The organism is Streptosporangium sp. NPDC001681 (genome assembly GCF_040298085.1).
GTDB lineage: Bacteria > Actinomycetota > Actinomycetes > Streptosporangiales > Streptosporangiaceae > Streptosporangium.
The window spans coordinates 1-23,895 of record NZ_JBEOZN010000020.1; the positions used below are offsets into that span (position 1 = coordinate 1).

26 protein-coding genes are annotated in these 23,895 nt (G+C 70.5%); 13 read left to right on the plus strand and 13 right to left on the minus strand.

The genetic code is table 11. From position 1 onward, the window contains the following. Positions 1–148: 148 nt before the first annotated feature. Positions 149–784, minus strand: coding sequence for a TetR/AcrR family transcriptional regulator (locus tag ABT130_RS12090; protein WP_350955092.1), 636 nt, complete (start codon positions 782–784; stop codon positions 149–151). An 84-nt stretch (positions 785–868) separates the two neighbouring features. Here ABT130_RS12090 and ABT130_RS12095 point away from each other — a divergent pair, with 84 nt between their 5' ends. Both ABT130_RS12095 and ABT130_RS12100 read left to right on the plus strand, forming a co-directional pair. Then, positions 869–1,765 carry an alpha/beta fold hydrolase gene (locus ABT130_RS12095; protein WP_350955094.1) on the plus strand — a complete coding sequence of 299 codons (897 nt, stop codon included), beginning with the start codon at positions 869–871 and terminating at the stop codon, positions 1,763–1,765. A 13-nt stretch (positions 1,766–1,778) separates the two neighbouring features. After that, positions 1,779–2,615 (plus strand): patatin-like phospholipase family protein, encoded by an 837-nt coding sequence (locus ABT130_RS12100; RefSeq protein ID WP_350955096.1) that lies wholly within the window; start codon positions 1,779–1,781, stop codon positions 2,613–2,615. Between the two features lie 160 nt (positions 2,616–2,775). On the opposite strand, the gene ABT130_RS12105 is transcribed toward ABT130_RS12100, so the two are convergent. The 7 genes from ABT130_RS12105 to ABT130_RS12135 all read right to left on the minus strand — a co-directional run bounded on the left by ABT130_RS12105 (position 2,776) and on the right by ABT130_RS12135 (position 8,198). Then, positions 2,776–3,225, minus strand: a complete 450-nt coding sequence (locus ABT130_RS12105; protein WP_350955098.1) for a GbsR/MarR family transcriptional regulator — start codon at positions 3,223–3,225, stop codon at positions 2,776–2,778. After that, positions 3,210–4,022, minus strand: coding sequence for an alpha/beta fold hydrolase (locus tag ABT130_RS12110; RefSeq protein WP_350955101.1), 813 nt, complete (start codon positions 4,020–4,022; stop codon positions 3,210–3,212). Before ABT130_RS12110 ends, ABT130_RS12105 begins: the two co-directional genes overlap by 16 nt. A gap of 204 nt (positions 4,023–4,226) precedes the next feature. Next, a complete protein-coding gene (locus ABT130_RS12115; protein WP_350955104.1) occupies positions 4,227–4,733 on the minus strand; it encodes a carboxymuconolactone decarboxylase family protein in 507 nt (168 codons plus the stop codon). Positions 4,734–5,040: 307 nt separating this feature from the next. Next, a complete protein-coding gene (locus tag ABT130_RS12120; protein ID WP_350955107.1) occupies positions 5,041–5,682 on the minus strand; it encodes a tetratricopeptide repeat protein in 642 nt (213 codons plus the stop codon). Between the two features lie 183 nt (positions 5,683–5,865). Next, complete coding sequence (locus ABT130_RS12125; protein WP_350955110.1) at positions 5,866–7,041, minus strand: CU044_5270 family protein; 1,176 nt, start codon at positions 7,039–7,041, stop codon at positions 5,866–5,868. Beyond that, complete coding sequence (locus tag ABT130_RS12130) at positions 7,038–7,559, minus strand: RNA polymerase sigma factor (RefSeq protein WP_350955113.1); 522 nt, start codon at positions 7,557–7,559, stop codon at positions 7,038–7,040. Before ABT130_RS12130 ends, ABT130_RS12125 begins: the two co-directional genes overlap by 4 nt. 192 nt (positions 7,560–7,751) lie before the next feature. Next, positions 7,752–8,198: a hypothetical protein gene (locus ABT130_RS12135; protein ID WP_350955115.1), complete on the minus strand. Its 447-nt coding sequence runs from the start codon at positions 8,196–8,198 to the stop codon at positions 7,752–7,754. A gap of 160 nt (positions 8,199–8,358) precedes the next feature. Between ABT130_RS12135 and ABT130_RS12140 the strand changes: the two genes are divergently transcribed. Next, positions 8,359–9,087: an FHA domain-containing protein gene (locus ABT130_RS12140; protein ID WP_350955118.1), complete on the plus strand. Its 729-nt coding sequence runs from the start codon at positions 8,359–8,361 to the stop codon at positions 9,085–9,087. A 97-nt stretch (positions 9,088–9,184) separates the two neighbouring features. On the opposite strand, the gene ABT130_RS12145 is transcribed toward ABT130_RS12140, so the two are convergent. Continuing rightward, positions 9,185–10,636 (minus strand): serine/threonine-protein kinase, encoded by a 1,452-nt coding sequence (locus ABT130_RS12145; protein WP_350955121.1) that lies wholly within the window; start codon positions 10,634–10,636, stop codon positions 9,185–9,187. A gap of 370 nt (positions 10,637–11,006) precedes the next feature. Between ABT130_RS12145 and ABT130_RS12150 the strand changes: the two genes are divergently transcribed. Next, positions 11,007–12,200, plus strand: coding sequence for a cytochrome P450 (locus ABT130_RS12150; RefSeq protein ID WP_350955123.1), 1,194 nt, complete (start codon positions 11,007–11,009; stop codon positions 12,198–12,200). A gap of 60 nt (positions 12,201–12,260) precedes the next feature. Here ABT130_RS12150 and ABT130_RS12155 read toward each other — a convergent pair whose 3' ends face one another. Beyond that, a complete protein-coding gene (locus tag ABT130_RS12155; RefSeq protein WP_350915823.1) occupies positions 12,261–12,779 on the minus strand; it encodes an FBP domain-containing protein in 519 nt (172 codons plus the stop codon). Between the two features lie 469 nt (positions 12,780–13,248). Between ABT130_RS12155 and ABT130_RS12160 the strand changes: the two genes are divergently transcribed. The 6 genes from ABT130_RS12160 to ABT130_RS12185 all read left to right on the plus strand — a co-directional run bounded on the left by ABT130_RS12160 (position 13,249) and on the right by ABT130_RS12185 (position 19,765). Then, on the plus strand, positions 13,249–13,788 hold the full coding sequence (locus ABT130_RS12160; RefSeq protein WP_350955126.1) for a DUF4262 domain-containing protein: 540 nt from the start codon (positions 13,249–13,251) through the stop codon (positions 13,786–13,788). 647 nt (positions 13,789–14,435) lie between these two features. Continuing rightward, on the plus strand, positions 14,436–15,248 hold the full coding sequence (locus ABT130_RS12165) for a tryptophan 2,3-dioxygenase family protein (protein ID WP_350955128.1): 813 nt from the start codon (positions 14,436–14,438) through the stop codon (positions 15,246–15,248). Continuing rightward, positions 15,248–16,465, plus strand: a complete 1,218-nt coding sequence (locus tag ABT130_RS12170) for an aminotransferase class V-fold PLP-dependent enzyme (protein WP_350955130.1) — start codon at positions 15,248–15,250, stop codon at positions 16,463–16,465. Before ABT130_RS12165 ends, ABT130_RS12170 begins: the two co-directional genes overlap by 1 nt. Then, on the plus strand, positions 16,462–17,532 hold the full coding sequence (locus ABT130_RS12175; RefSeq protein WP_350955132.1) for a methyltransferase: 1,071 nt from the start codon (positions 16,462–16,464) through the stop codon (positions 17,530–17,532). Before ABT130_RS12170 ends, ABT130_RS12175 begins: the two co-directional genes overlap by 4 nt. Positions 17,533–17,730: 198 nt before the next feature. Beyond that, on the plus strand, positions 17,731–18,978 hold the full coding sequence (locus ABT130_RS12180) for a cytochrome ubiquinol oxidase subunit I (protein WP_350955134.1): 1,248 nt from the start codon (positions 17,731–17,733) through the stop codon (positions 18,976–18,978). 40 nt (positions 18,979–19,018) lie between these two features. Then, positions 19,019–19,765, plus strand: coding sequence for a cytochrome d ubiquinol oxidase subunit II (locus ABT130_RS12185; RefSeq protein ID WP_350955136.1), 747 nt, complete (start codon positions 19,019–19,021; stop codon positions 19,763–19,765). On the opposite strand, the gene ABT130_RS12190 is transcribed toward ABT130_RS12185, so the two are convergent. The 3 genes from ABT130_RS12190 to ABT130_RS12200 all read right to left on the minus strand — a co-directional run bounded on the left by ABT130_RS12190 (position 19,755) and on the right by ABT130_RS12200 (position 21,996). Further along, the gene (locus tag ABT130_RS12190; protein ID WP_343974738.1) at positions 19,755–19,886 is read right to left on the minus strand and encodes a hypothetical protein; all 132 of its coding nucleotides are present in this window, start codon (positions 19,884–19,886) and stop codon (positions 19,755–19,757) included. The genes ABT130_RS12185 and ABT130_RS12190 overlap by 11 nt on opposite strands. Before the next feature lie 20 nt (positions 19,887–19,906). After that, positions 19,907–21,025: an alanine racemase gene (locus tag ABT130_RS12195; RefSeq protein WP_350955137.1), complete on the minus strand. Its 1,119-nt coding sequence runs from the start codon at positions 21,023–21,025 to the stop codon at positions 19,907–19,909. Positions 21,026–21,189: 164 nt separating this feature from the next. Next, entirely contained in the window at positions 21,190–21,996 is an 807-nt protein-coding gene (locus ABT130_RS12200) for a GntR family transcriptional regulator (RefSeq protein ID WP_350955139.1), read from the minus strand. Positions 21,997–22,175: 179 nt separating this feature from the next. Between ABT130_RS12200 and ABT130_RS12205 the strand changes: the two genes are divergently transcribed. From ABT130_RS12205 to ABT130_RS12215, 3 genes are all read left to right on the plus strand, one after another. After that, a complete protein-coding gene (locus ABT130_RS12205; protein ID WP_350955141.1) occupies positions 22,176–22,532 on the plus strand; it encodes a hypothetical protein in 357 nt (118 codons plus the stop codon). 151 nt (positions 22,533–22,683) lie between these two features. Further along, positions 22,684–23,100 (plus strand): VOC family protein, encoded by a 417-nt coding sequence (locus ABT130_RS12210; protein ID WP_350955143.1) that lies wholly within the window; start codon positions 22,684–22,686, stop codon positions 23,098–23,100. Positions 23,101–23,370: 270 nt separating this feature from the next. Beyond that, positions 23,371–23,754, plus strand: a complete 384-nt coding sequence (locus tag ABT130_RS12215) for a hypothetical protein (protein ID WP_350955145.1) — start codon at positions 23,371–23,373, stop codon at positions 23,752–23,754. The last annotated feature ends 141 nt before the right edge of the window (positions 23,755–23,895 follow it).

Here is a 23,895-nt window from a genome sequence, read left to right on the forward strand (position 1 = left end):
ACCCCCCCCCGCGGGGGGGGGGTGGGGGGGGCCCCCGCCCGGGGCCCCCCGCCCCCCCCCACCGGCGGCACGGGCAGGTGAGGTGCCCCAAGGATTCCGGACAGAGCGACAGGACGCGCCGCCGCGAACAAGCAGACACCGGACGACTTCACATGTCAGGGGTTCTCCTGGACTTGATGCCCTGCCCGGTCTGGGCGGGGACAAGACGCGCCAGTTGCGTGCGCAGTACCGCCAGGGCACTCTCGACGCTGCGCTGCCCGGCCAGCACCGCGATGCCCAGCCCGCCCGACATGGCCAGCAGCGCGATCGCCTCGGTGCGGGGGTCGAGGTCCGCTGCCATGTCACCGTCGTTCTGCGCCTGGATGAGCTGCCCGGCCACGAATGCCTCCATCGCGTCCGGCGCGGCCAGGAAGGAGTGCGCGGCCAGTTCCTTGTCGGTGACGGCGAGCACCGCGTAGGAGGTGTAGGCGAGGTGGAAGATCCGGCTGCGCTCGTCGGTCGGAAGCGCCTCGGCGAGGATGGCCTCCAGCACCTCGCGTGGACGCCGCGTCCCGGCCAGTTTCGCCTGCAGCCGCTCCGCCATCTGCTCCGCGAGTTGCCGCAGCGCGAACAGCATGAGCTGTTCCTTGGTCTCGAAGTAGTGCTGCACCAGGTGCAGTGAGACGCCTGCCTCGGCGGCGACGGCACGCATCGTGACAGCGTGCAGCCCGCGGGTGCCCACCACCCGCAGGAGTGCTTCGGCGATGTCGCGGCGCCGGTTCTCACGGTTGGCGGAACGGGTCATGAGATTTCTCCTGGACATGCCCTCTACAGATTGGTACAACTGTACCCTATACAAGCGTACCAATTTGACAGGGAGGCGGACCCCATGGACGGTGGCACCCGCGCCCGCGTGGGGCACTTCATCGACGAGACGATCGAACGGGAGTTCCGGGCCGCTTACGCCACGGCGATGACGTTGTGGCCGCCCCACGACACGATCGACGTGGAGACCGATTTCGGAACCACCAGGATCTACCGCCACGGAGTGGCGACCGGAGAGCCGATCGTGCTGGTCCACGGACACGGCGCCAACGCCTCCACCTGGTATCACCAGATCACCGGGCTCGGACGGCACCACCCGGTCTACGCGATCGACACGATCGACGACCCCGGCGGCAGCCGGCAGCGCAGGCCCGTGACCGGCTCGGATGACGCCGCCGCCTGGCTGTCGGAGGTTCTCGCCGGTCTTGGGCTGACCCGTGTGCACCTGGCCGGACTGTCCTACGGCGGCTGGCTCGTGCTCAACCAGGCCGTCCACCGGCCCGAACGGCTCGCCTCCGTCACCTTGCTCGACCCCGGCGGCCTGGAGAAGGTGCCCGTGCGGTTCATGCTCAGCCTGTTCGCGACCGTGCTCGCGATACGGCTGCCCACCTCCTGGAAGCCCTTGCTGGCCCGCCTGCTGGCCGAGCACTCCCTGGTCGAGCGCCCCGAGATCATGAATCCCGTCCTCCTCGGCGTCCACGCCTTCCGCCCGCACCGCAGCCCCGCACGACGGTTCACCGACGACGAACTTCATCGCGTCACCGTGCCGACGCAGCTCATCCTCGCGCGGCGCACCAAGCTGTTCCGGCCCGACCAGGCGCTCGCCCGCGCCCGGCGGCTCCTGCCCCTGGAGCATGCCGAGATCGTGCCCGGCATCGGCCACGGGATCCCGCTTGAGGCACCCGAACTGGTCACCGACCGCATTCTTGGCTTCGCCGACCGTACGGCCGGTCAGAGCTGAATTGGATACAGAGATGGCGAGTAGAGCACTGGTACTGGGCAGCGGCGGGATCGTCGGCATCGCGTGGGAGATCGGCGTCCTGGCCGGCCTGGCCGCGCACGGCATCGACCTGAGCGAGGCCGATCTGGTGGTCGGCACGTCCGCCGGGGCCGTGGTGGGCGCCCAACTCACCGCCGGCGTCGACCTTGAGCACCTGTACGGCAGGCAGCTCGCACCACCCGGCGGTGAGCGAGCCGCCAGGACATCGCCGCTCGGCCTGGTACGCCTGATCTGGACGTTGAGCCGATCGAGGACCACGGCCGAGTTCGGCGCCCGAATGGGCAGGATCGCCCTGGCCGCCAGGACCGTGCCGGAGGCCGAACGCCGGGCGGAGATCGCCGGCTGGCTCGGCGAGGCAGCCACGTGGCCGGACCGGCCACTGATGATCACCGCGGTGGACGCCGAGACCGGTGAGCGGGTCGTCTTCGACGCCGGGAGCGGGGCGGATCTGGTGGACTGCGTCGCGGCCAGCACAGCGGGACCTGGCACCCGCCCGCCGGCCACCGTCGGCGGCCGGCGCTACATCGATGGCGGCATATGGTCGCCAGGCAACGTCGACCTGGCCACCGGCTACGATCACGTCGTCGTGCTCGCGCCCGTGACCCGCGGCGGCGGCATCATGAAAGGCGTTTCGCACCAGATCGCCGAGCTGGACCCCGGAGCCGAGGTGATTCTGATCACTCCTGAGCCGGAGGCGTGGAAGCAGGCCGTCGGCAAAGGCCTGGGCGGCATGCTGGATCCGGCCCGCCGCGCCCCCGCCGCCCGAGCAGGCTACGCCCAGGCCGCCCGAATCGTCACACGGTGGGAGTGAGGGCGATGACGGGGGTGATCCGTGAGGTTTTGCGCTGGTAGGCGGCGAAGCCGGGGTAGCGGCGGGCCTGCTCGGCCAGCGGGTGGCGGATGGCGGGCGGTGATGGGTTCCGGCGCCCGCAGGAAAGGGCCCCGGCGTGCTCGCCACCGCTCCTGTGGCGCTAGCGGCGGTGTCTTTCGAGCAACTGGCTGCCGACGTCGACATAGCCGGCGAACAGCCCGATCACGTCCTGGAGCCGCTCCTGTGCGGGGCCCGGACTCAGCAGGGCCTCGCCGTCGCGCAGGGCGGCGATCAGGGTTCTGGCCCGCGCGTGGCTGGCCTCCAGCAGTGACTCGATCCCTCCGGTGGCCTCCACCAGGAGCCTGCGGCTGCCGGGCTGCGGGATCACCTTGGCGAGTCCCCAGGAGTTCAGCTGCCGCACCGCGGTGCTCACCGCGCCCTTGCTCAGGTCGAGTTCGGCGGCGATCGCGTCGAGAGAGATCGGCTCCTCGGTCATCAGCAGCAGCCCGTAGACCCGGCCGGTCGCGTGCGGGAGGTTCCATGAGGCCAGCAGGTCGCCCACCGAGGTGATGAACGCGCTACGCCTGCTCTCACTCACCGCTGTGCCCACTCCGAGATCGTATCCAGGAACGCCTCGATCGCCGCGTTCACCGCGTGCGGGTCGTCCTGGTTGGCGATGTGTCCCGCGCCGGGGATGACCACCTCCTGGACGCCTTCCGCCGCGGCCCACCTGGGCATGGCCGAGGCGATGTTGCCGGTGCGGTCTCGCTCGCCGCGGATCAGGCACAGTGGCACCGGCGTACGGTAGCCGGGGTCGGCGTCGAGGAGCTCGACGGCCGCCCGCCACACCTGGACGAACTCCCGCTTCGACAGCAGGGAGAACGCCCGCCGCACATCCGCCCGCGCGCTTTCCGTCACCGCGGAGGCATCGGCCATCACACCGGGAAGGCGCCCGGCCGGAATCATCGCCAGGCTCGGCGCGGCCAGCTTCAGCAGCAGGCGCTCCGTCCGGGACAGCGGTCCGGTGTTCCACGTCGAGCCGATGACGATCAGTGCCCGGGCGAGGTCCGGACAGCGCCGGACGATCGCCTGGCCGAGGTTGCCGCCGAGGGACTGTCCCACGAGCACCGGCCGGTCGAGTTCGAGGTGCTTGACGAGCGCGCACAGGTCCGCGATCGCCTGCTCGGCGGTGAACGGAACGCCGGCCGGGCGGGAGCGGCCGTGGCCGCGCATGTCCCAGGTGACGACCCGGTATCCCCGGGCGCGCAGCCGCTCGCTCTGGGCGTCGAACATCGCGTGATCGGCCCCGGCTCCGTGCGAGAACACCAGCGGCACACCGTCGCCACCGCTGTCGGTGTAGTGCAGGGCACATCCCCGCAGCGAGAGCGTCGATGACATATTCATCATTTACTAAATATAGCGAATATATCTGGCGAACACGGCCACCGCTCGGGCCGGTGTCACCGGCCCACAAGTAACCAGGAGATCAACGAGGGTCCGAACGTGGAGGCGGCCGGACCTGGTGCGGGTTGGCCACTTGGGATCTCACACAGAGCCGGCCGTGCTCAAGGTGAGGCACGGTCGCCGTGTCCTCACCCTGAGCCTGCCGCGTTACCTGCGGTAATTCTTCCCGAGGGCCTCACCGGGGATCGGCTTGCCGATGAGAGCGACGGGGACGAAGAAGCAGATTTGGCCGATCGCGATGGTGAGCGTCCAAAGCGCCTTCTCGTCATAGTGGGCGGATGCCTTGGTGTACAGCTCGTCGGAGACGCGCTCCCCGGACGGGTTCGGGGTGAGGACGGCCTCCACGAGCTCCAGTGCGACCCGTTCGGCGGCGGTGAAGTAGGGGGCGTCCTGCCATGACGCCACGGCGGTGATGCGCTCCTCTGTCTCCCCGGCCTCGCGCAGGAGGCCGGTTTGCCGGACAGTGTGGTAGGTGCTGCCGACGATCTGCCCGGCGCGCAACTGCACCAGGCTGATGGTGGTCTGCGGAATCGCACCGTTCTGGGTGACCTCGGACATGGCTCCGGCGATTGTCGCCACCTCGGGGAAGAACTGGCCGGGGTCGGGCAGACGCGACCGGAGGTTGTCCTGCTCGGTCGTCGTGGACATGGACATGGTGAGGTTTTCCCTTCTCGATCTCAGCGCGGGTTTGAGGCTTGCGACCCGGTGGGGTTGGTCCTTCATCACGAAGCGGCCGATCACGCGTTCCGACGCGAGTTCTCGACGGCGATCCGCATACGGGCCCGGGGTCGCTGAGCCTTCCTGCGTGCTGGATGGTGTCTCAGTAGTCCGACGAAACAACCGCTGGGAATGTGAGGCGATGGGAGGTTATGCGGTCTTGGGATCGCCGGAACCCAAGACCGCCTGTGGTCAGCCGGTCCCGGAGCGGCACCGGGCGATGCCCAGGCCCCGGCGAGGCGACCTACAGTTGCCCGCGTGCCTCCTCGGCCTGGCGCAGGATGGCCTTCGCGCCACTCGCCTCGGCGAGCGCGCCCGCCTCCTCGACCAGGGCGAGCGCGTCGTCGCGGCGGCCCTGCGCGAGGGCGATGTAGCACAGCCCGACCAGATTCGCGGCGACACCGGGCAGGAAGCCGAGCTCCCGGCGGAGCCGTACCGACTCCTCCAGGCGCTCCCGCGCCACCTCCAACCGGCCCGCGGTGTGTTCGGCGACGCCCAGGTGCCGGAGCGCGTAGGACATCGTCATCCTGTCGCCGATCCGCGTCGCCAGCTCGTACGAGCGTTCAAGAATCGGCACCGCGGTGTCGTTGTCGCGGCGGACCACCTGGTGGAAGAGGGCGGTCCAGAGCAGCGCCTCGCCCTCGCCGCGCGAGTCGCCGAGCGTCCGGTAGAGCCGTGCCGCGCGCTCCAAGAGCGGTAGCCCTTGCGGGTCCTCGTCTCCCTCCGCGAGGGAACGCGCTTGCGCCACCTTGCCACGGGCCAGAGCCAGATCGGCCTCGACCGCGTCCAGTTCCCGCTCGGCCATCACCAGCGCGTCGGCCTCGCCGCCGAAGACCGCGCGCTCGTGGAGCAACCCGGCCCGTTCGATCCGTTCCTCCGTACCCATCCCGGCTCCCGCCCGCTCGGATCCACGTCGAACACGGTTCAGCCTGCCACCGCGCGCGGCGCGCCGGGCCGCCGGCAGAGCGGAGCGCCGAATCCGTACCGCTCTCCGAGCGGCCGGGGAGGTCCGGCGCCTCGCCCGGAGGACTCGCCGTACGCCCCGGGCGTGCGGCGAGTCCTCCGGGAGTCAGGAGGCGGGTTTCTCGTCGGTCCAGCCGGCTTCGAGGACGGTCTCGGAGTTCCACACGGTGCCCGGCGCGAATCCGGCCTGCAGGCCGCCCGGCCGTACCACGACGCTGTCCCTGGCCAGTGCCCGCCCGGTCGCCTCGTCGAAGATCAGGCGGTTCCGCAGGATCCCCTCGCCGCCCTTGGCGTCCGCCTTCGCCCTGGCCCGTTCCTCGATGGCGACGGCGCTGCCGGTACGGCCCTCCGCGTCGACGACGTCACGGACGACCTCGATGCTCTCCAGGTCGGCGAGCATCCGGAAGGCGGCACCGCGCACCTGCGGGGTGACCGGCATGTCGGTGATCAGCCCGACCGTGACGGCGAACAGCCAGGCGTCCGACGACATCGGGGCGTCCGACTCGGTGTCGTGCCCCCCGTACGAGCGCAGCAGCCACGCCTTGAGCCTGTCCGGATCCTTCGGTAGGCCGCGCAGGTCCTTCATGGTGACGTTGCGGCCCAGCCAGAACACCTTGTCCCCGTCGGCGAGGGGGGCGTGGCCGTCCTGCGCCGCTCCCGGCTCGGTCGACAGGGTGAGATCGCCGAATTTCGGATCGTCGCCCGCCTTGGGGGACCTGACCTGGATCTCGGCCGGGGAACCGGCCCGCTCCCAGGCCGCCCTGTCGTCCGGACCCGCGGGTTCCGCGCCGAGGGAGCTCGTCCGGCTCCACTGCTCCCCGCCGGTCGCCGACGGGGTCCATACCTCGTTCCGCTGCCGGTCCACGACGGTGTAGTCCCCGTCGGCCGCCTCGAACAGGTTCCGGCTCACCGACACGGTGTGCCAGTAGGCACCGGTCACATCCGGCTGGCGGGCCGCCCCGTGGGCGGCGGCGAGCAGGATGGATCGCCCGGAGAGCTCGATGCGCGGGGTGGTGGTCGCCGGGCTCGAGATCACCTGGGCGGAGGGCGCGCGCGGCGCCGTACCGCCGGTCGCGGAGATCGTGACGGCGACCGCGGTCACGGCCGCGGCGGCTCCGGCGAGGCCGAGACCCCACACCGGGCGTACGATCCTGCGCCTGGCCGGGGCCGGCCGGGGCCGTGCCATGGCACGGGAGAGCTCGGCGGCCCTGGTGCGCGGGTCGACCGGGGTGTCGTCCAGGTGCGCGGGGCGTGCGGCCCGCAGCTGATCGATGGGGTTCATGACCACTCCTCGCTGAGGTTCCTCATCCGGGGCTCGGGACTCACGGCGGTGTCCATCCGCTGTTTGAGCCGCCGGCGAGCGCGGTGCAGCCGCACCCGGAAGGTGGTCGGAGAGCAGCCGACGACCTGGGCCGCGTCGCGGGGGGAGAGCCCCTGCCAGGCGGTCAGGATCAGGATCTCCCGATCGTCCTCCGACAGCCCGGTCAGCGCCCTGAGCACGCTGAGCCGTTCGGTGACCTGCTCCGCGACGTCGTCCTCGGTCCAGGCCCGCAACTCGGCGCTGAGCGCGTCCCGCCGGATCTCCGCCCGGATGTTGTCGCGCAGCACGTTGCGGGCCACCCCGAGGAGCCATGGCAGCGCCGGCTCCGGCACGTCCTCCAGCCGTCGCCAGGCGATCGCGAACGTCTCGCTCACCACCTCGTCCGCGACCTGCCGTCCCGCGCGGCTGACCACGTAGGCCCAGACGCGCTGCCGGCACTCGTCGTACATGTCGGTGAATCTCTGCGAGTCGTCCGTCACCGCCCCGCCCCCTTCGTCCCGGATGTGTTCTTCTGACACCGGGAAGTGGCCGGGGACCCTCGGTTGTTACCCGCTTCCTCGAAAAAAGGGTACGAGCCTCCTGAGACCACCGGTCAGGGGCGGCGGGCGGCGACGACGAACAGCGGCTGGTCGCCCTCGTTGACCAGCCGCTGTTTCATGATGTGGCCGGCGTCAGGCGCCGTAGAACCACTTCGCGGTCCAGATCCTGATCCACTCACCCGGCGGGTAGACCCGGCCGTTGGTGACGATCCAATGGGTGCGGGACCGCACGCAGTCGACGTCGGGCCAGTGCGGCGAGCCATAGGCGTTGGAGTTCTTCCCATTGGGAAGGTCGCGGTAGGGCCCCTTCGCACCACAGTAGAAGTGACTGCTGGCATCCCGGCTGAGCTGCAGCGTGGCGCCCGTGCGGTTGTAGACGATTCCGCAGGGGTCGGTGATGCCGCCGCACGACGCGCCCAGCGGAACGACCTCTCCTTCGGGAGGTGTGTCGGACATCACCAAGGAATTCGCCGGCGGCACCGGATCGGCGTGGGCGCTCGGCGCTCCCGCGAACGTCATGAGCAGCACCGCCGCTCCCAGCGCGGCCGCGGCCCCGGCCCGCTTACCTACAGTGAACATGCTTTCCGCCTCCCCGTGAGGTCGTTCCTCCCGGCCCCCTGCCGAGTGGAATTCGCCGGCGCTCTGGTCCCCCGACATTCAGCGCCGACAGCGACATCGTTCGGCATAGGCTGATGTTCTGGGAACCTGGAAGCTTCCAGGGTGCTAAGGGGCGGAACAGATGCGGACGATCCTCTTGCAGGCCGAGGCCCCCGACGACGGAGCGGTCGTCATCGAGCTTCCTCCGGGTCGCGAGGTCACCTTCGGCCGCGGAACGGAGAGCGCCCCGGTCGACTTCCCGCTGGACCATCCGGGGATCTCCCGGCGGGCCGGGATCATCCGGGCCGTGGACGATTACTGGCTGCTCACCAACCTCAGCCGTGACGCCACCCTGGTCGTGGAGAACCCGGAGGGCGGCGGGGAGTTCCTCAAGGTGGCTCCGCGGCGGGTGGCGGCGCCCGTGCCGTTCGAGTTCGCCCGCGTGGTGCTCCCGGTGGCGGGTGGCGCCTGCTCCTTCCTGGTCTTCGCCTCGCAGCACAGCTTCATCGACCCCGACGCGCCCGAGAGCGCGGCGGTCGGCGAGCCGACCGTCTCCGGTTTCCCCGTGGACGAGACGGCGAAGTACTTTCTCGTGCTGATCGCGCTCTGCGAGCCGCGGCTGCGCGACGGCTCGTCCCCAGTCATCCCGACGGTGCCGGAGATCCTGGAGCGGCTGCGCGACGTTCCCGGCGGCGCGGAACTGACCCGGGCCGCGGTCAACTTCCACATCGACTATCTGGCGCGTACAAAACTGCGCGTCAAGCCGCCGTCGGGCTCGCGCAAGGCCGACTGGCAGCGCGCCGCGCTGGTCTCCGTGGCGCTCCGCTTCGACCTGGTGCGGGAGGAACATCTGAAGCGGCTGAACAGCTGATCACCCCCTGTGGAGGGTGGCCCGGTGGACCACCCTCGCCGTCGGGGTTGACCAGCGTGAAGTGGTCATCGCCCTCGGGGACCATGCAACGGGTGTATCACGGCTCGTAGGCGGCCCGGTGTCGCCGTACCAGGTCGGCGTGGGCCTGGAAGCGCGCGGGAATCCCGCCCTCCTGGCGGACCACGTCGTCGGAGGAGCGGAACGCCACCGCGCCCAGCAGCCCGGGGTCTCCGGGCACCCCGGCCAGCAGCGGCAACCGCATGCACAGGTAGCGGCCGACGGCGGGGATGGTGTCCTCGGGCGAGAGGGGCGGGGTGAGGACGGTGCCCCGGCGGTCGAACGGCAGGTAGTACTGGAGCACCGACGGCGTCCAGCGCGCGAGGCCGTACTCGTCCTTGGCCGCGTCGAACAGGTTCGCGTCGAAGTTGCTCTCCGCCTTCAGCATTCCGGCGACCAGTGCCGGGCTCAGGCCTGGGTCCGCGCACATCGTGCCGGCTTCGACGATCAGCGCGCGATACTCCCGGGGGATGTCGGAGCCGGAGCGCAACCACCGCCCGAACGGGTCGGCCACCCGCGAGTCGACCATCCCCGCCCCCGAGACACCCGCCAGCACGAGAACCGCCGAGGCCATGGTCTTCGCCATCCGGCGGCCCGTTCGCCGGGGCGCCCCCCTCAAGGTGCCGGCCAGCAGTCGCGCGCGGTAGAGCTGGCGGACCGCGCTGGGCCTGGACCTCGGGTTGGGGTCCAGGCAGTCGCTGACCCAGGAGCGCCAGGCCTCGGGCAGCGAGACCGGAAGCGACAGGGGGGACTCGCCCGCCGCGTACTCGACGGCGGCCACATAGCGCGCGCGAGCGGTGGGGGCGCTGAAGGGAAGGTGGCCGGTGAGCAGCTGGCACGCCGTCACGCCCAGCGCCCAGATGTCGGCCGAGGCCCGCACCGCGTGCCCCTTCTCGCTCAGCGGCTCCCCCCAGCGCTCGGGAGGCACGTGGTCCACCGAGCCCATCGGGGGAAGGTAGCCGTGCGTCCCGTCCATCTCGGTGGCCAGGCCGAAGTCGGCGAGCCGTACCGAGCCGTCGGCCATCACGAGCACGTTGTTGGGTTTGAGGTCTCCGTGCACCCACCTCTCGGCGTGCATGTGCGCGAGCCCCTCGCAGATCTCGGCGATCAGCCTCGGCGCGCCGGGAACCGGAGCCCCCTGCCCGATCAGATCGGCCAGTGACCGTTCCGCCAGGTCCATCACCAGCACGCACGCGCCGTCGAGTTCGGAGTTCCCGGCGTCGTCGACGACGAGCGTCTCCCGCAGCCGGATCAGCCGGGGGTGCCGGAGCCTGTCGTGCAGGCGTAACTCCCGCTCCGTCATGTCCCGCAGATGCCGCAACTGCCGCCGGGTGAGCGTGCCGGTGGGCAGGAACTTCAGCGCCGCCTCTCTCCCGTCTCGCGTTCCCCGGTAGACGCTCGCCCAGCTCCCCGTGGCGACGGGCCTGCCGACCCGCCAGTCACCGACGCGATACCCCGAGGGGACGCTGACCGCCCATCCCTTGGTGTCCATCGTCCTGCCGCCCTCTCACATCACCGAGCCGGCGCGATGACCGCGGTCATCACCCGGGACGCCGTGAACAGGTGGATGCCCCTCGAACGGATCACCGTACCGGGGCCAGACCGTCATGCTAGATCGAATACGAGTGCGCGGAGCATCGTCACCGCGGCCGGCTCCGCCATGCCGGTGGCAGCCTGCCCGCTGGTCTTTTCGGTCGGTCCGGCAGGAACGTCGGTGTCGCCCTCATAACGCCGGGGTTCCGAGGCGCGCGCAGGTCAGCGCGGTGGGCGATATCGCGCCCGCCGGGATCCCTTGCGGGGAGGCGACGGCTGGTTATCGTTTTTTCGGAACAGTCAGGACGGCCGGTCAGCAAGGGAGCTACATGAGCGAGACTCCGACGCCTCCGCTGTACATGCGGCGAGCAGGGTTCGACCCGGATCCGGAACTGGGAGCGCTGCGGGACGGGGAGGGGATCGGGCGCGCCGGCACACCCTTCGGCGTCGATGCCTGGTTGGTGACCCGCTACGCGGACGTACGGACGGTGCTGAGCGACCCCGAACGGTTCAGCAACGCCGTGGGGATCGACTTCGTGCCGTCCGACACGAAGATGAGCAAGGAGGAGATCGCGGCGCTGCGCGCGGGCAACATGCTCGCCCTCGATCCTCCCGAGCACACCCGGCTGCGCCGGGTGCTGACGCCGGAGTTCACCATCCGCCGGATGCGCCGGCTGGAGCCGCGGATCACCCGCATCGTCGAGGAGCACCTGGACGCGATGGAACGCGCCGGGTCCCCGGCCGACCTGGTGTCGTCGTTCGCGCTGCCGATCCCCTCACTGGTGATCTGCGAGTTGCTGGGGGTGCCGTACGCCGACCGGGAGGACTTCCAGCGCACAAGCAGCAAGATGCTCGATGTGGGGGCGCCCTTCGAGGAGCGTCTGACGGCGCAGCTGGAGTCGCGCGCCTACATCGGCGAACTGGTCGCCCGCGCCCGGGTCGACCCCGGGGAGGAACTGCTCGGCACGCTGGTGCGCGAGCACGGCGACGACCTGACGGTGCACGAGCTCGTCGGCATCGGCACCCTGCTGCTGCTGGCCGGACACGAGACCACCTCCAACATGCTCGGACTGGGCACCCTGGCCCTGCTCCGCCATCCCGACCAGCTGGAGCTGCTGCGGAAGGAGCCCGAGCGCATCGACGCGACGGTGGAAGAGCTGCTGCGCTGGCTCAGCATCGTCCACTCCGGCACCGCCAAGGTGACCACCACGGAGGTCGAGATCGCCGGCCAGGTCATCGGGCCCGGCGAGCTGGTGGTCTGCGCGCTGCCCGCCGCCAACCGCGACGCCGGGTTCCTGCCCGACCCCGAGACGCTGGACATCACCCGGGGCGCGCCCGGCCACCTGGCCTTCGGCCACGGCGTGCACCACTGCCTGGGCGCACCGCTGGCCCGGATGGAGATGCGCATCGCCTTCCCCGCACTGCTCGGGCGCTTCCCCGAGCTGCGCGTGGTCGAGCCCGAGGCGCACTTCCGCTCTTTCAGCGTCGTGTACGGCCTGACGTCCCTGCCGGTCGCCTGGTGACAGGACCGCCCGGAGCCGCGATCGCGGCTCCGGGCGGCTGTGGTTCCGGGCGGGTACGGCTCAGGCCGCGCCCGAGCTCAGGTCGCCGTCGAAGACCTTGTCCAGGAAGCTCTCCAGGTTGACGACGACTCGCATGATCCGCTCCTCGTTGCTGAGCGTCTCGAACCGCACGCCGAGCTCCGTCTTCTTCATGTCCCGCACGTAGAGGGAGCAGGCCAGGTCGGCGCACATGTAGGTGCCGACCGTGTTGCCCTGGCGGCCCGCGGCGCCGACCCTGGGCGCGACGAACAGGGAGATCCCGGTGCCGGCGTGCGGTGTCACGCAGATCGAGCAGACCGTGCTCTTGGCATAGCTCCTGCGCACCTCCCGGCTGAGGCGCAGGGTGACACCGACGAGCTCGCCGTGCCGCTCGGCGACCAGGTAGCCGCGGTCGGGCGCGCCGGGGTCGAGCCAGCCCAGGAAGTCAAGGTCGGCCCAGGGGGTCTCCGGCAGGCTCCTGGGCAGGTTGATCCTGCGTGCCTCCCCCTTGGAGCAGTTGACGAAGGATCCGCGTATCTCCTTCTCACCGACCGGAATCATGACTCACCCACTGTTGATCGACACGTCTGCTGGGGCCCTGCCCGCGCGACCGGCACCTGCGCCGGGGAGGGACAGGAAACGAGCGAACCGCCGGGCCCCGTCTTTCGGACATCCGGTTTTCGGACATCCGGCGCCGACCACTATCTCAGCGCGACATCGGGGACGTCGAATGCTTTTCCGGCACCCGGGGATCGCGCGCGTGTACGTTTCGGTAGAGGCTCACCCCTCATCCGGCGGCCGGCGCACCGGATTGGAATCCTCATCGGCCTCCCGGATGATCCGAGCCTCCCGGGCGAACCGCGCCTCCCAGGCGAAGCGAGCCGAGATCGTCTCTGCGGCCCCCGCTGTCGAACCCGGTGAGACCCGCGCCCACCCGGCCGGTCCGGACCCGTTCGGCGGCATGAAGGAGGGCCGGACGGTGCCAGGGGACTTGTCAGCTTGTATCCGTACAGAGCACTACGCTCGGCATATGTCTGACCAGCCGGTATGCCACTGCCTGCTCTGCGTCGAGCGGGAAGTGGAGCTCGACCAGGCCGATCTCAGGACGCTGCGGAGCGTCCGGGACCGGGGGTGGGCGATTGTCATGATCCCGGAGGACGAGGACGGTCCCGGCTGGGCCTTCACCGTCGGGCTGTGGCACACGCTCCGCTCCCCCGAGGTGGTGATGCTCGGTCTCCGGGTGGACGTGATGGGCAACTGCCTCAGCACCCTGGCCGACCGGATCGCCGCCGGGCACCACCTGGTCGAGGGCCGGGAGCGGGACGACGTGATCAGGAACTACCCGGTCGTCGCGAAGGCGGTGGACACCAGCTGGTACCGGTCGCTGTTCGGCACCGCGCTGCACTTCTACCAGGGGCCCCCGCTGCCCTTCATGGAGATCGTCTGGCCCGACGCCGCGGGCCGCTTCCCCTGGAACGACGGTTGCGCCCCGCGACTGCGGGAACTCCAGCCCGCGCTCTGGATTCCCAAGGACGACCACGCCCCGGGCCCCTGGACCAAACTCCCCTGACCGGACCGTGCCGGGCGGAACCCGGCCCGCGTTCCCGATCGAACCACCGGCGACGCCGAAGCCTCCCGGCGGAGGCCACGGTCATGGTGAGACCACCGTACGACGGAGGCCGGGGCCGGCGCCGAGTCCGCCGCACGACGGACGCCCTGGTCAGTGCCGGCGTCACCCGGAAGGCGTGAGAGCCGGAGCGAAGGAGACCCGGCCACGTTTCTCCCGGCTGCCGAACCGGCCCTTTACTACAGTTCATTACCAATTTTAAGGTGTCTTGTTTCACACTGCCCGGCGGCTCTTTCCAAGTCATTCACAAGTCCCTCCCAAGAGGGAAAAAGGAACCTCTACCCGGATCGGATAACGCTTCAAAAACCGTACAAAGAACGCCGAAAACGCTTTCCATCATCAATTCTCCTCGCACATTTCCCTTGCCGGGGATGTGAGGACAAGTGAGGTCGGAAAAGGCTGTTGACCCGACACGACGATCGACCACCTGGCGAGGACATCTCGCCCCCCGTGACCACCGGGCGGCACACCGACCGTCACACGCTCCGATGTCATAAGTGAATCGCCGGAAGACCGGCACACAGCTCTGTGAGTCCGGCGGGAGTCCCGGGGGAACCCGCGGCCGCCTGACAACGCCTACGAGGAGAAGCATGCACGTCAACCTCAACGAACCCGTCATGAAAGAACTGCGCAGGGTGGTTTCAGAGCCGATCTTCAACCCGATCCTCAAAACCTTCGTCGGGGAGGGGAAGCTGGACTACGAGGTGTATGTGCGGACCTCGGAGTTGTTCTCCCTGCAACCCGCCGCCGACGAACTCGCCTCCTCCGACGAGCTGATGTTCCAGATGGTCCACCAGGCGCAGGAGGTGTGGCTGAAACTTCTGGCGCACGAGATGACGGAGCTGGTCGGCGACCTGGACCTGGACGCGCTCTGGGACGCCTCGGCGCGGCTGGACCGGATCGCGCGCATCGTCCGCTGCCTCAACGACGAGCTGGGGGTCCTGGAGACGCTGACGCCCGACTCGTACCAGACGATCCGGCGGCATCTCGGGAACGGCAGCGGGCAGGAGTCACCGGGGTACAACCGGCTGCGCGTGGCGGCCCAGTACATATCGGACGCGCTCGACCGGCTGACCGCCCGCCGCGGGGTTTCGGCCACGGATGTCTACGAGGCGCGGGACGCCCGGCGCAGTGACCTGAAGCGCACGTTCGAGCTGCTCCTCGACGTGGACGAGGGCTACCAGATGTGGCTGGTCACCCACTTCATGCTCGTCCGCAGGACGATCGGCATCAGCCGGAGCACCGCGGCGCTCGACGGCGTGCCGACGCAGGTGCTGACCGGCCGCATGACACAGCCCCTCTTCCGGCAGCTGTGGAAGGTGCGCGAGGAGATGACCGCCACCTGGGAACGCGACGGCGGGTACGCGCCCGGAGAGTCCAGGCACGCGGAGAAGGGCTCCTGATGACCCGCACCGACGACAGCGCCGCGACCCTCGTCGGCGGCGGCGCCCTGAACCTCATCGACAGGACGGGCGGCGCGGACCACGACCGGATGATGAGGTCGCTGCGCGCCGAGTTCCCGCTGCTCGACACCTGCGTCTACCTCAACAGCAACTCCACCGGCGCCGTCCCTCGCGGGGTGGAGGAGGTGCTGCGCCGCTACTGGCGGACGCTGACCAGGTGGCGGGACGAGGTGTGGGGCGACTGGCTGGAACAGACGTCGGCCTACACCGACGCCCTCGCCGCCTTCCTCGGCGCACCCCCGGGTTCCGTCGTGACCGACGTGAACCTCAGCACGCTGCTCGCCCGGATCGGCACCTGCCTGGACTTCGGCGGCCTGCGGAGCAAGGTGGTCACCACCGGCTTGGAATTCCCCACGGTGCCGCTCATCTGGCAGGGGTTCGCCCGGTACGGAGCGGAGCTGGAGATCGTGGGCTCGGGCCCCGGGTTCGACGAGGCCGCGCTGGAGGCCGCCATCGACGAGCGCACCCGGTGCGTGTGCGTCTCACACGGCAGCTATTCCACCGGAGCGCTGCTGGACCTGCGGCGGATCGTCGCCAGGGCCCACAGCGTGGGCGCGTACGTCATCGTGGACGCCTACCAGACCGTCGGCACGGTTCCCCTGGACGTCACCGAACTGGGCGTCGACTTCGTGCTGGGCGGCGCCCACAAGTGGATGTGCGGCGCCGCCACCGCGTTCCTGTACGTGCGCCCCGACCTCATCGCCGACCTGCGACCCGCGGCGACCGGCTGGCTGGCCGGCGCCGACCCGACCTCCTTCCGCTCACCGGTCGTGTTGGCCGGGGACGCCCGCCGCCTGGCCTCCGGCACACCGGTGCCGCTGGGACCGATGATGTCCAGGGTCGGCCTCGACCTCCTGTCCGGCATCGGCGTCGAGACGATCCGCGGGCACTCGCTGGCGTGCACCGGCCGGGTGCTGGAACGCGCGGACGCGGCCGGAATCGAGGTGGTGACCCCGAGGGAGCCACACCGGCGCGGCGGCGTCGTCTGCCTGCGATTCGACGGGGACGAGCGGGTGAGCAGGTCACTGGTCGACCGGGGCATGGTGTGCAGCTGGCGCGGATCCCTGCGCGTGGCGCCCCACATCTACAACACGATCGCCGAGGTCGACGCCTTCATGGACGCCGTCGAGACGGAACGGGAGCGGATCACCGCATGAGCGTCACCCCCCTGTCGCCACGGGCTCTGCTGAGCCTCCTGGCCAACGGTACGAAGGCGATGGACGTCGTGGAGACCGCGCTGCGCCTCGGCCTGCTCGACGCCCTCGAACCCGGTGCCGAGACCGGCACCCGAAGCGGCACTCGGACGGACACCCGGACGGACACCGTCTCCCTGTCCGATCTCAGCGTGCGGCTCGGCGTCGTACCCGGCCGGCTGTACAAGATGCTCGACTGCCTGGAAAGCCTCGGTTTCGTCCACCGGGAGCAGAGCGGCGACGACCTGGGCCTGGCCCGCTACCGGGCGGTCCCCGGCCTGAGGCAGGCGGCGGAGGCCGTCGCCGGTCCCGGCTCGTTGGAGCGCGACCGCGACCGGTATCCGTGGCGCCTGCTCCACGGCAGGCTCGTCGACGTCCTGCGCGGCGAGATGTCGATCCCCGCGGCCACCTTCGACTGGCCACCGCGCGACGAGGAGCGACTGGCCGACTTCGAGCAGAGCATGGCCGCGGGTCTCGGCCCTGTCATCGAGACGTTCCGCGCGCACGCCGGGCGGCTGTGGGGCGAGCGGGCGCTCCGGCTGCTCGACGTCGGCGGCGGTGACGGCACCCTCGCCGCCCACCTGCTGGCACGCTCGCCCGCCCTCCAGGTGGACGTGTTCAACCTTCCCTCGGCGGAACCGCTGGTGGGCCGTACGAGGAAGGAGAGCGGTCTCGGCGGGCGGCTCGGATTCGTCGCCGGAGACTTCCTCGACGGCCCCCTGCCCGACGGGTACGACGCGCTGTCGTTCGTCCGCGTCCTGCACGACTGGCCGGTCTCCACAGCACGGGCGCTGCTACGGAAGGCCCACGCGGCCCTCGTCCCCGACGGGCGGATTCTGATCTGCGAGGAGTTCAGGACCCCCGACCGGCTCGCCGGGCAGTTCTTCTGGTCGTACTTCCTCATGGGCATCGACAGCTGCGTCAGCCGCCTCTACGAGATCGAGCACTACGTGCGGCTGCTCGAAGAGAGCGGCTTCAGGGACGTCACCGTCCTGCCGGGCCCCTTCGAGCTGATCACCGCGACCCGTTGACCCCGCGGGTCCGCCCGGCGGACCCCGCCGCCCTTCGTCGGGATCGTCTGGTCCGATGTGGCCGAACCTCGCGTGCGAACCCGGGCCGGTGCACTGGAAGGCGTACGGCCACGGCCGGGGATCACGACTCCTGGAGTACGGCAGGTGCCTCCCGGGGAGGGACGCGCGGGCGGTGACCGCGCCGGAAGCATGAGCGGCATGGAGACGCTCGATCTCGCCCGCCTGCAGTTCGCCGTGACCTCGGGGGCACACTTCCTGTTCGTGGCCCTCACCCTGGGCCTGGCCACGGTGCTGGCGGTCACGCAGACCCGGGCGACGCTGACGCGTTCCGACACGCAGATGCGGATGACCCGGTTCTGGGGACGGCTGTATGTGATCAACTACGCGATGGGCATCCTCACCGGGCTGGTGATGGAGTTCCAGCTCGGGATGGCCTGGAGCGGGCTGACGCACTTCGCGGGGAACGTGTTCGGCGCCTCACTGGCGATGGAGACCCTCGTCGCCTTCTTCATCGAGTCCACCTTCCTGGGCCTGTGGATCTTCGGCTGGGACCGGCTGAACCGCTGGGCGCACCTGGGCGTGATCTGGGTGGTCGCGATCACCGCCTACGCCTCGGCGTACTGGGTCCTCGTCGCCAACGGCTTCCTGCAGAACCCGGTCGGTGCCGAGGTCGTGGACGGGACGCTGCGGCTCACCGACGCGGCGGCGGTGCTCACCAACCCCGACGCGCTCCTCGCGTTCGCCCACATCCTCTCCGGCGCCCTGGTGACCGCCGGGTTCTTCCTCGCCGGGGTGAGCGCCTACCATCTGCGCCGCGGGACGGCCGAGCAGGAGTTCTTCCGCAGGTCCCTGCGGATCGGCGTGTTCACCACGCTGCCCGCGCTGCTGGCCAACGCCGCGTTCGGCGGCGTGCAGTTCCCGTCCCTCCAGCCGATGAAGCGCGCCGTCTTCGGCGGGCGGGAGGCGGAGATCGCCCGGTTGCAGGCCGAGATGGTCGCCACCCACGGTCCGGGGGACTACATCCCGCCCGTCGCGCCGACACAGATCAGCGCCATGATCATGCTGGGTGTCTTCACGGTGCTGCTGCTCGTGTCGGCGCTGAGCGTCCTGCTCGCCTCGTTCCGCCGGATGGTCCTGGGGGCGCGGGCCTGGCACCTGCTGCTGATCGCGATGATCCCGCTGCCGTTCGTCTCCATGATCGCCGGCTGGGTGTTCAGGGAGGCGGGCCGCCAGCCCTGGATGGTGAACGGCCTGCTGACGACCGAGGACGCGCTGAGCGACCTGTCGCCGGGCACGATCTGGGTCTCGCTGATCGCCTTCATCACGCTGTCCGTCCTGCTGATGGCCGTCAACGCCTGGATCCTGGCGCGCAGCGCCCGCCAGGGCCCCGAGGCACCCGCCACCGGCCCGGCCCCGGCCGAGCCGACTCCGGTCCTGGCCTTCTGACAGCCCCGCTGTCCACCGGCCTTCGCAAAGGGAAATCGCTATGGAAATCGCCCTGCTCGCGTTCTTCGCGGTCGGCTACTTCGTCCTCGCGGGCGCGGATCTCGGGGTCGGCATGCTGCTGCCGTATCTCGGCCGCACCCCCGAGGAGCGCGGCCGGGTGCTCGGCTCCATCACCCCGTTCTTCCTGACGAACGAGGTCTGGCTGGTCACGGCGGTGGGCGTACTGGTCGGCGCGTTCCCCGTGCTGGAGGGGGAGATGCTCAGCGGGCTGTACCTGCCGTTCGTCGCGTTGCTGCTCGGCTGGGTCGCCCGCGACGCGGGAATCTGGCTGCGCGGGCGGGTGGACCGGGCCGCCTGGCGGGCCTGGTGCGAGGGCGCCGTGGTCGCGGGCAGCTGGCTGGCGGTGCTGAGCTGGGGGCTCATCCTCGTCGGGATGGGCGACGGGTTCACCGTCGGTCTCGGCGCGCTGGTCGCCGCTCCGCTGGGGGCCGTCCTGTTCGCCGCCCACGGGCTGGCGCTGGCCGGGCTCCGGCTCGACGGCGCCCCTCGGGAGCGGGCCCGGCGGTTCGCCGGGCCCTCGGCCGGGCGTGCGGTCTACGCCCTGACGTCGGCCGGGATGGTTCTGGCCTGCCTGCTGGCCGGGGCCCGCCTGCCACTGGCGGAGCACCTGGCGGACCCGGCGACGCTCGCCCTGCTCACTCCCTCGATGGTGCTGCTCACTCCCCTGCTGGTGGCGTCACAGGTGTGGCTGTGGTGGCTCTTCGGCCGCGTCCAGGTCAGGCAGTGATCATGAAAGCCAGCCCGAGCAGCACTGCCACGGGGATGACCCAGACCACGGCCTCGATTGCGAACTCCTTGTACACGGCGAGCTTCTCCCTTTTATCCACGAAAGCGGTGAAGCGCAGCATATGCGCACTCGGCGACATCCTCACACCCGGGTTGGCGACCCGCCGCAGCGGGCTGACGTCGCCAGGTAGTGGAAGCTCGGTCTCCGGTGCATCAGGAAATCGTGGTGGGAGATGTTCCAGGCGTAGGCGCCCGCCATGGTGAACTCCACCCGGTCACCGGGCTTCAGCGCGACGGGCACCCGGCGGGCCAGGATGTCCTTGGGGGTGCAGAGCTGGCCGACGATCGTGATCGGCTCGCCGGGCTCCGTGATGACCAGCGGCTGGTCGTGGCCCTTGGTGGCGGGGGTGCGGATGTGGTGGGTCCCGCCCGCCACGACCGCGAACAGCTCGCCGTGGACGCGCTTGACGTCGATGACGCGCGTCACATAGCGCCCGCAGTAGACGGTCAGCGAGCGCCCGGGTTCGATCCTGAGCGTCTCACCGGGACGGCGCAGCCGCCCGAGGCCCTCCCCGTAGGCCTGCCAGTCGAACCGCGTCCCGGGGTCGGCGTACGAGACGGCCATGCCGCCGCCGAGATTGATCTCACCCGCCCCCAGCGTCCGCGCGTAGTCCAGGACCGCCGCCGCCAGCTCCAGCATCCGGGGCGCGTCGAGCCCGCTGGCCAGGTGGGCGTGGATCCCGCGCAGCCGTACGGCGTCCTGGGTCTCAAGCAGCGCGACGCACTCGGCGATCCCCGCGGGATCCATCCCGAACGGCGTGGCGCCGCCGCCCATCGCCAGCGAGGCCCCCTCGATCGGGATGTCCAGATTGACCCTGAGCAGCACGTCGGCGGAGCGACCGGAGGCGAGCAGGCGGCGCAGCTCGCCGGGACTCTCCACATGCAGGCGGGTGACCTCGCTGAACAGCTCGTCGTCCGTCTTGCCGGGGCCGCCCAGCGCGACCGGCGCGTCCGGGAAGTGCTCCCGCACATGCGCGAGCTCCCCGCCGGAGGCGACCTCGAAGCCGTCGAGGTGCGGAGCGAGCGTCCGCAGCAGCTCCGGGTCGGGGTTGGCCTTGACCGCGTAGTACAGCTCGACGTCTCCCAGCGCGGCCCGGACTGCCCCGGCGTGGGCGTCGAGCTCGGCCAGGTCGTAGACGTAGGCGGGTAACCGCCCGGCGGGAACGGACACCGAGGTCCGCGTCGTGGCCGTGACTGTCACAGGCGTTCTCTCCGATCTCAACGGTACGGGGAGCCGGATCTCGACGATCAGGCGGTGGACGGGGGTGACGGCTGTGACCGGCCCGGACCTGTCGGGCAGGCCGGTCGGAACCCGTCCGTACCCGGAGACCTGGCCGATGTGACCTGCGCCTGCCGGCAGGCCGGTCAGAACTCGTCGTCCCCGGAGACCTGGCCGATCGAGAAGATGTGCCTGTTCGCGGCGCAGATCGTCTCCAGGACGTGGACCGGCGTGTCCTCGCTGGAGTATCCGGCTCGAAGGACCTGCACGACCCACTCCCCCGGTTCGAGTTCCAGGGTGTCGTACTCGAAGGATGTCGGCGGGCGAGCCGTCAGGTTCTCCTCGGCATGGCCGAAGACGTGCCCGAGGGCGACCAGCGCCGACTGGAGCGACGGCTTGACGAACTCGGGCTCGGCGATGCGCGTCCCTTCGAACAGGTCCGCCCGGAAGTAGCTGGTGGCGATCCGTACCGGAACCTCGTCGGCCGTCATCATCTTCCGGCGGGCGATCACCTCGGTGCCGGGCTCGACGCGCAGGCAGGCCGCCACGTGATCACTCGCCGGCTCCGGGCCGACATAGAGCATTCTGCGGTCCGGCTTGATCCCCTGCCGCTCCGCCTCGACGAGAAAGAGGGACGCGGAGGCGCGCACGGCGGGGTCGGTCGGCAGCGCCCGCCGGACCAGCACCTTCGGCACGCGGGCCGCCGCTCCCTCGGGGGCACGGGCCGTCGGCCCCTTCCGCATCTGGGATATCCGGCCCGGGGAGACGCCCAGGTGTACCCCTATCTCCTCCAGGCCCATGCCGGAGTCACGAGCCTCGGCGATCGCCTGGCGGCGCATCTTCGCCGCCTCCTCCAGGCGCTCCTGCTCCTCGGTCATGAGACGGCCCAGAACCCGTGCGCGCTCGATGGGGTCACTCAGCTCGGAAACATCACGCAGCGTATTCAGATCCATCCGGGACCGTTCTCCTCGTGCTCGACACCGAATGGGATTTTAGCCCCCCTACAGCAAGAGAAACCGCAGCCGGGACACCGACCATGCGACACAGCGAGGAAAGTCACCCCGGCGCCGCCCGGGACGACGATGATGACTGACTGTAATGTTGTGACCACACCCGAAGGAGGCTGTCGACGATGACAGATGCGAGTGCCGAGGAGCAGAACGTCGTCGCCGAGCGGCTCAGGTTCGGGACGGGCCTCGCCGAGAGCGAGCGTCAGGGGATCATCGAGCGGTTGGCCGGGCTGGGAAAGCGGCTGCTCTCCTATCCCGGTGAGGCGGTGGAGCTGCGGCTGAGCGTCAAGGACCGCGACACGCCCCAGCAGCGGGTGACGCTCGAATGCGTGCTCCCGGGCACGGAGCCGCTGGTGGCCCACTCCTATGAGCAGGATCTGCCCGCCGCGCTCGCGGAGGTCCGCGACGAGCTGATCCGCCGGCTGGACAGGCTCAAGACCAGGCGGGACCCGCGCCGCGACCACCCGCACCGGCCCTGAGCCACGGCACCCCGGCGGTCGCCCGTACCCGCCGGGAGCGCACCGCGCCCGTGCCGGTTCCCGCCCCGCGGTGAGCCGGGCGAGGAATACCGGATGTGCCGACCACGCTGTCCCGCACGGAATGCTCGTTTTGACCGTGTGAGGAGCCGTCATGACCGCCCGAGAGATGCGCCTGGTCGTCACCGCCGCCGACTACGAAGAGGCGCTGCGTTTCTATCGCGACGTGCTCGGCCTGCCCGAGCGGGCCGCCTACTCCTCACCCGACGGCAGGGTGACGATCCTGGAGGCGGGCCGGGCCACGCTGGAGATCGCCGATCCTTCGCAGGCGGAGTTCATCGACCAGGTCGAGGTGGGGCGGCGGGTGGCCGGGCACATCCGGGTGGCGTTCGAGGTCGACGACTCCCCCGCCGTCACCGCGAAACTGGCCGGAGCCGGGGCCACGGTGGTCGCCGAGCCCGTCCGGACCCCGTGGAACTCGCTCAACTCCCGCCTTGAGGGCCCCGCCGGGCTCCAGCTCACCCTCTTCACCGAGCCGGGAGAGACCGGATCGGAGACCGCTCAGGGCTGAGGGGTGCTCGTCGGAGGTGTGGTCGACCAGCAGGTCGGCGATCATCCGCATGCCGCGGTCCCTGGCCGTCCTGACGAACTCCACGAAGTCCCCCAGGCAGCAGACGACCGCGTTCTTCCACCACAGGTCGGCTGTATGGGTGAGTCACATACGTCCGCACTACCCTCTCTTTGCGCATTTATGGGGTAATGCACCCCGGAGTTGACGTGAGGGGGAGCGCAGCGGCTCCGAAGGGCTACGGTGGACAGCGATGACGGCCAGGAGGAGATCATGCGACAGCTGAGGCGCGGCGCGCCCTTCGGCTGGTTGCTGACCCTGCTGCTGCCGCTGCTGGTCTCCGGAGGGCTGGGCGGGAGCACCGCCGCCCTCGCCCGGCACGCCGCGGTCGTCCAGGCCGTCGGCGAGCATCAGCCGCTGTCGCGCCCGCTCCTGGACGGCGTGCAGCGGCACTCCCTGGTCTCCGGATTCGCCGGCACCGGGGCCGGCCTGGGCGGCGGGGGCGGCCACCCGCTCGCGACCCCGCCCACCGATCTCCGGCACCTGTTCCTCGCCGTCGGCCCGCTCACCCGCCCGGCGGGTGACGAGGACACCCGTCCGCTCGCGGCCCTGCTCGTCAGGCCGGGGCGCGCACCACCCGCCTCCACAGCCGGCTGAAACCCCCGGAACCGCTCCGGGTCTCTTCGCCGTACGTGAAAACGCCTCCGCCGTGAGCGAAGACGTCTTTTCCCGTACCCGGAGAACGCCTTCTCCCCAGCCGAAAGGCGTTCTTGCCGTACGCGAAGCGTGCCGCCGTCC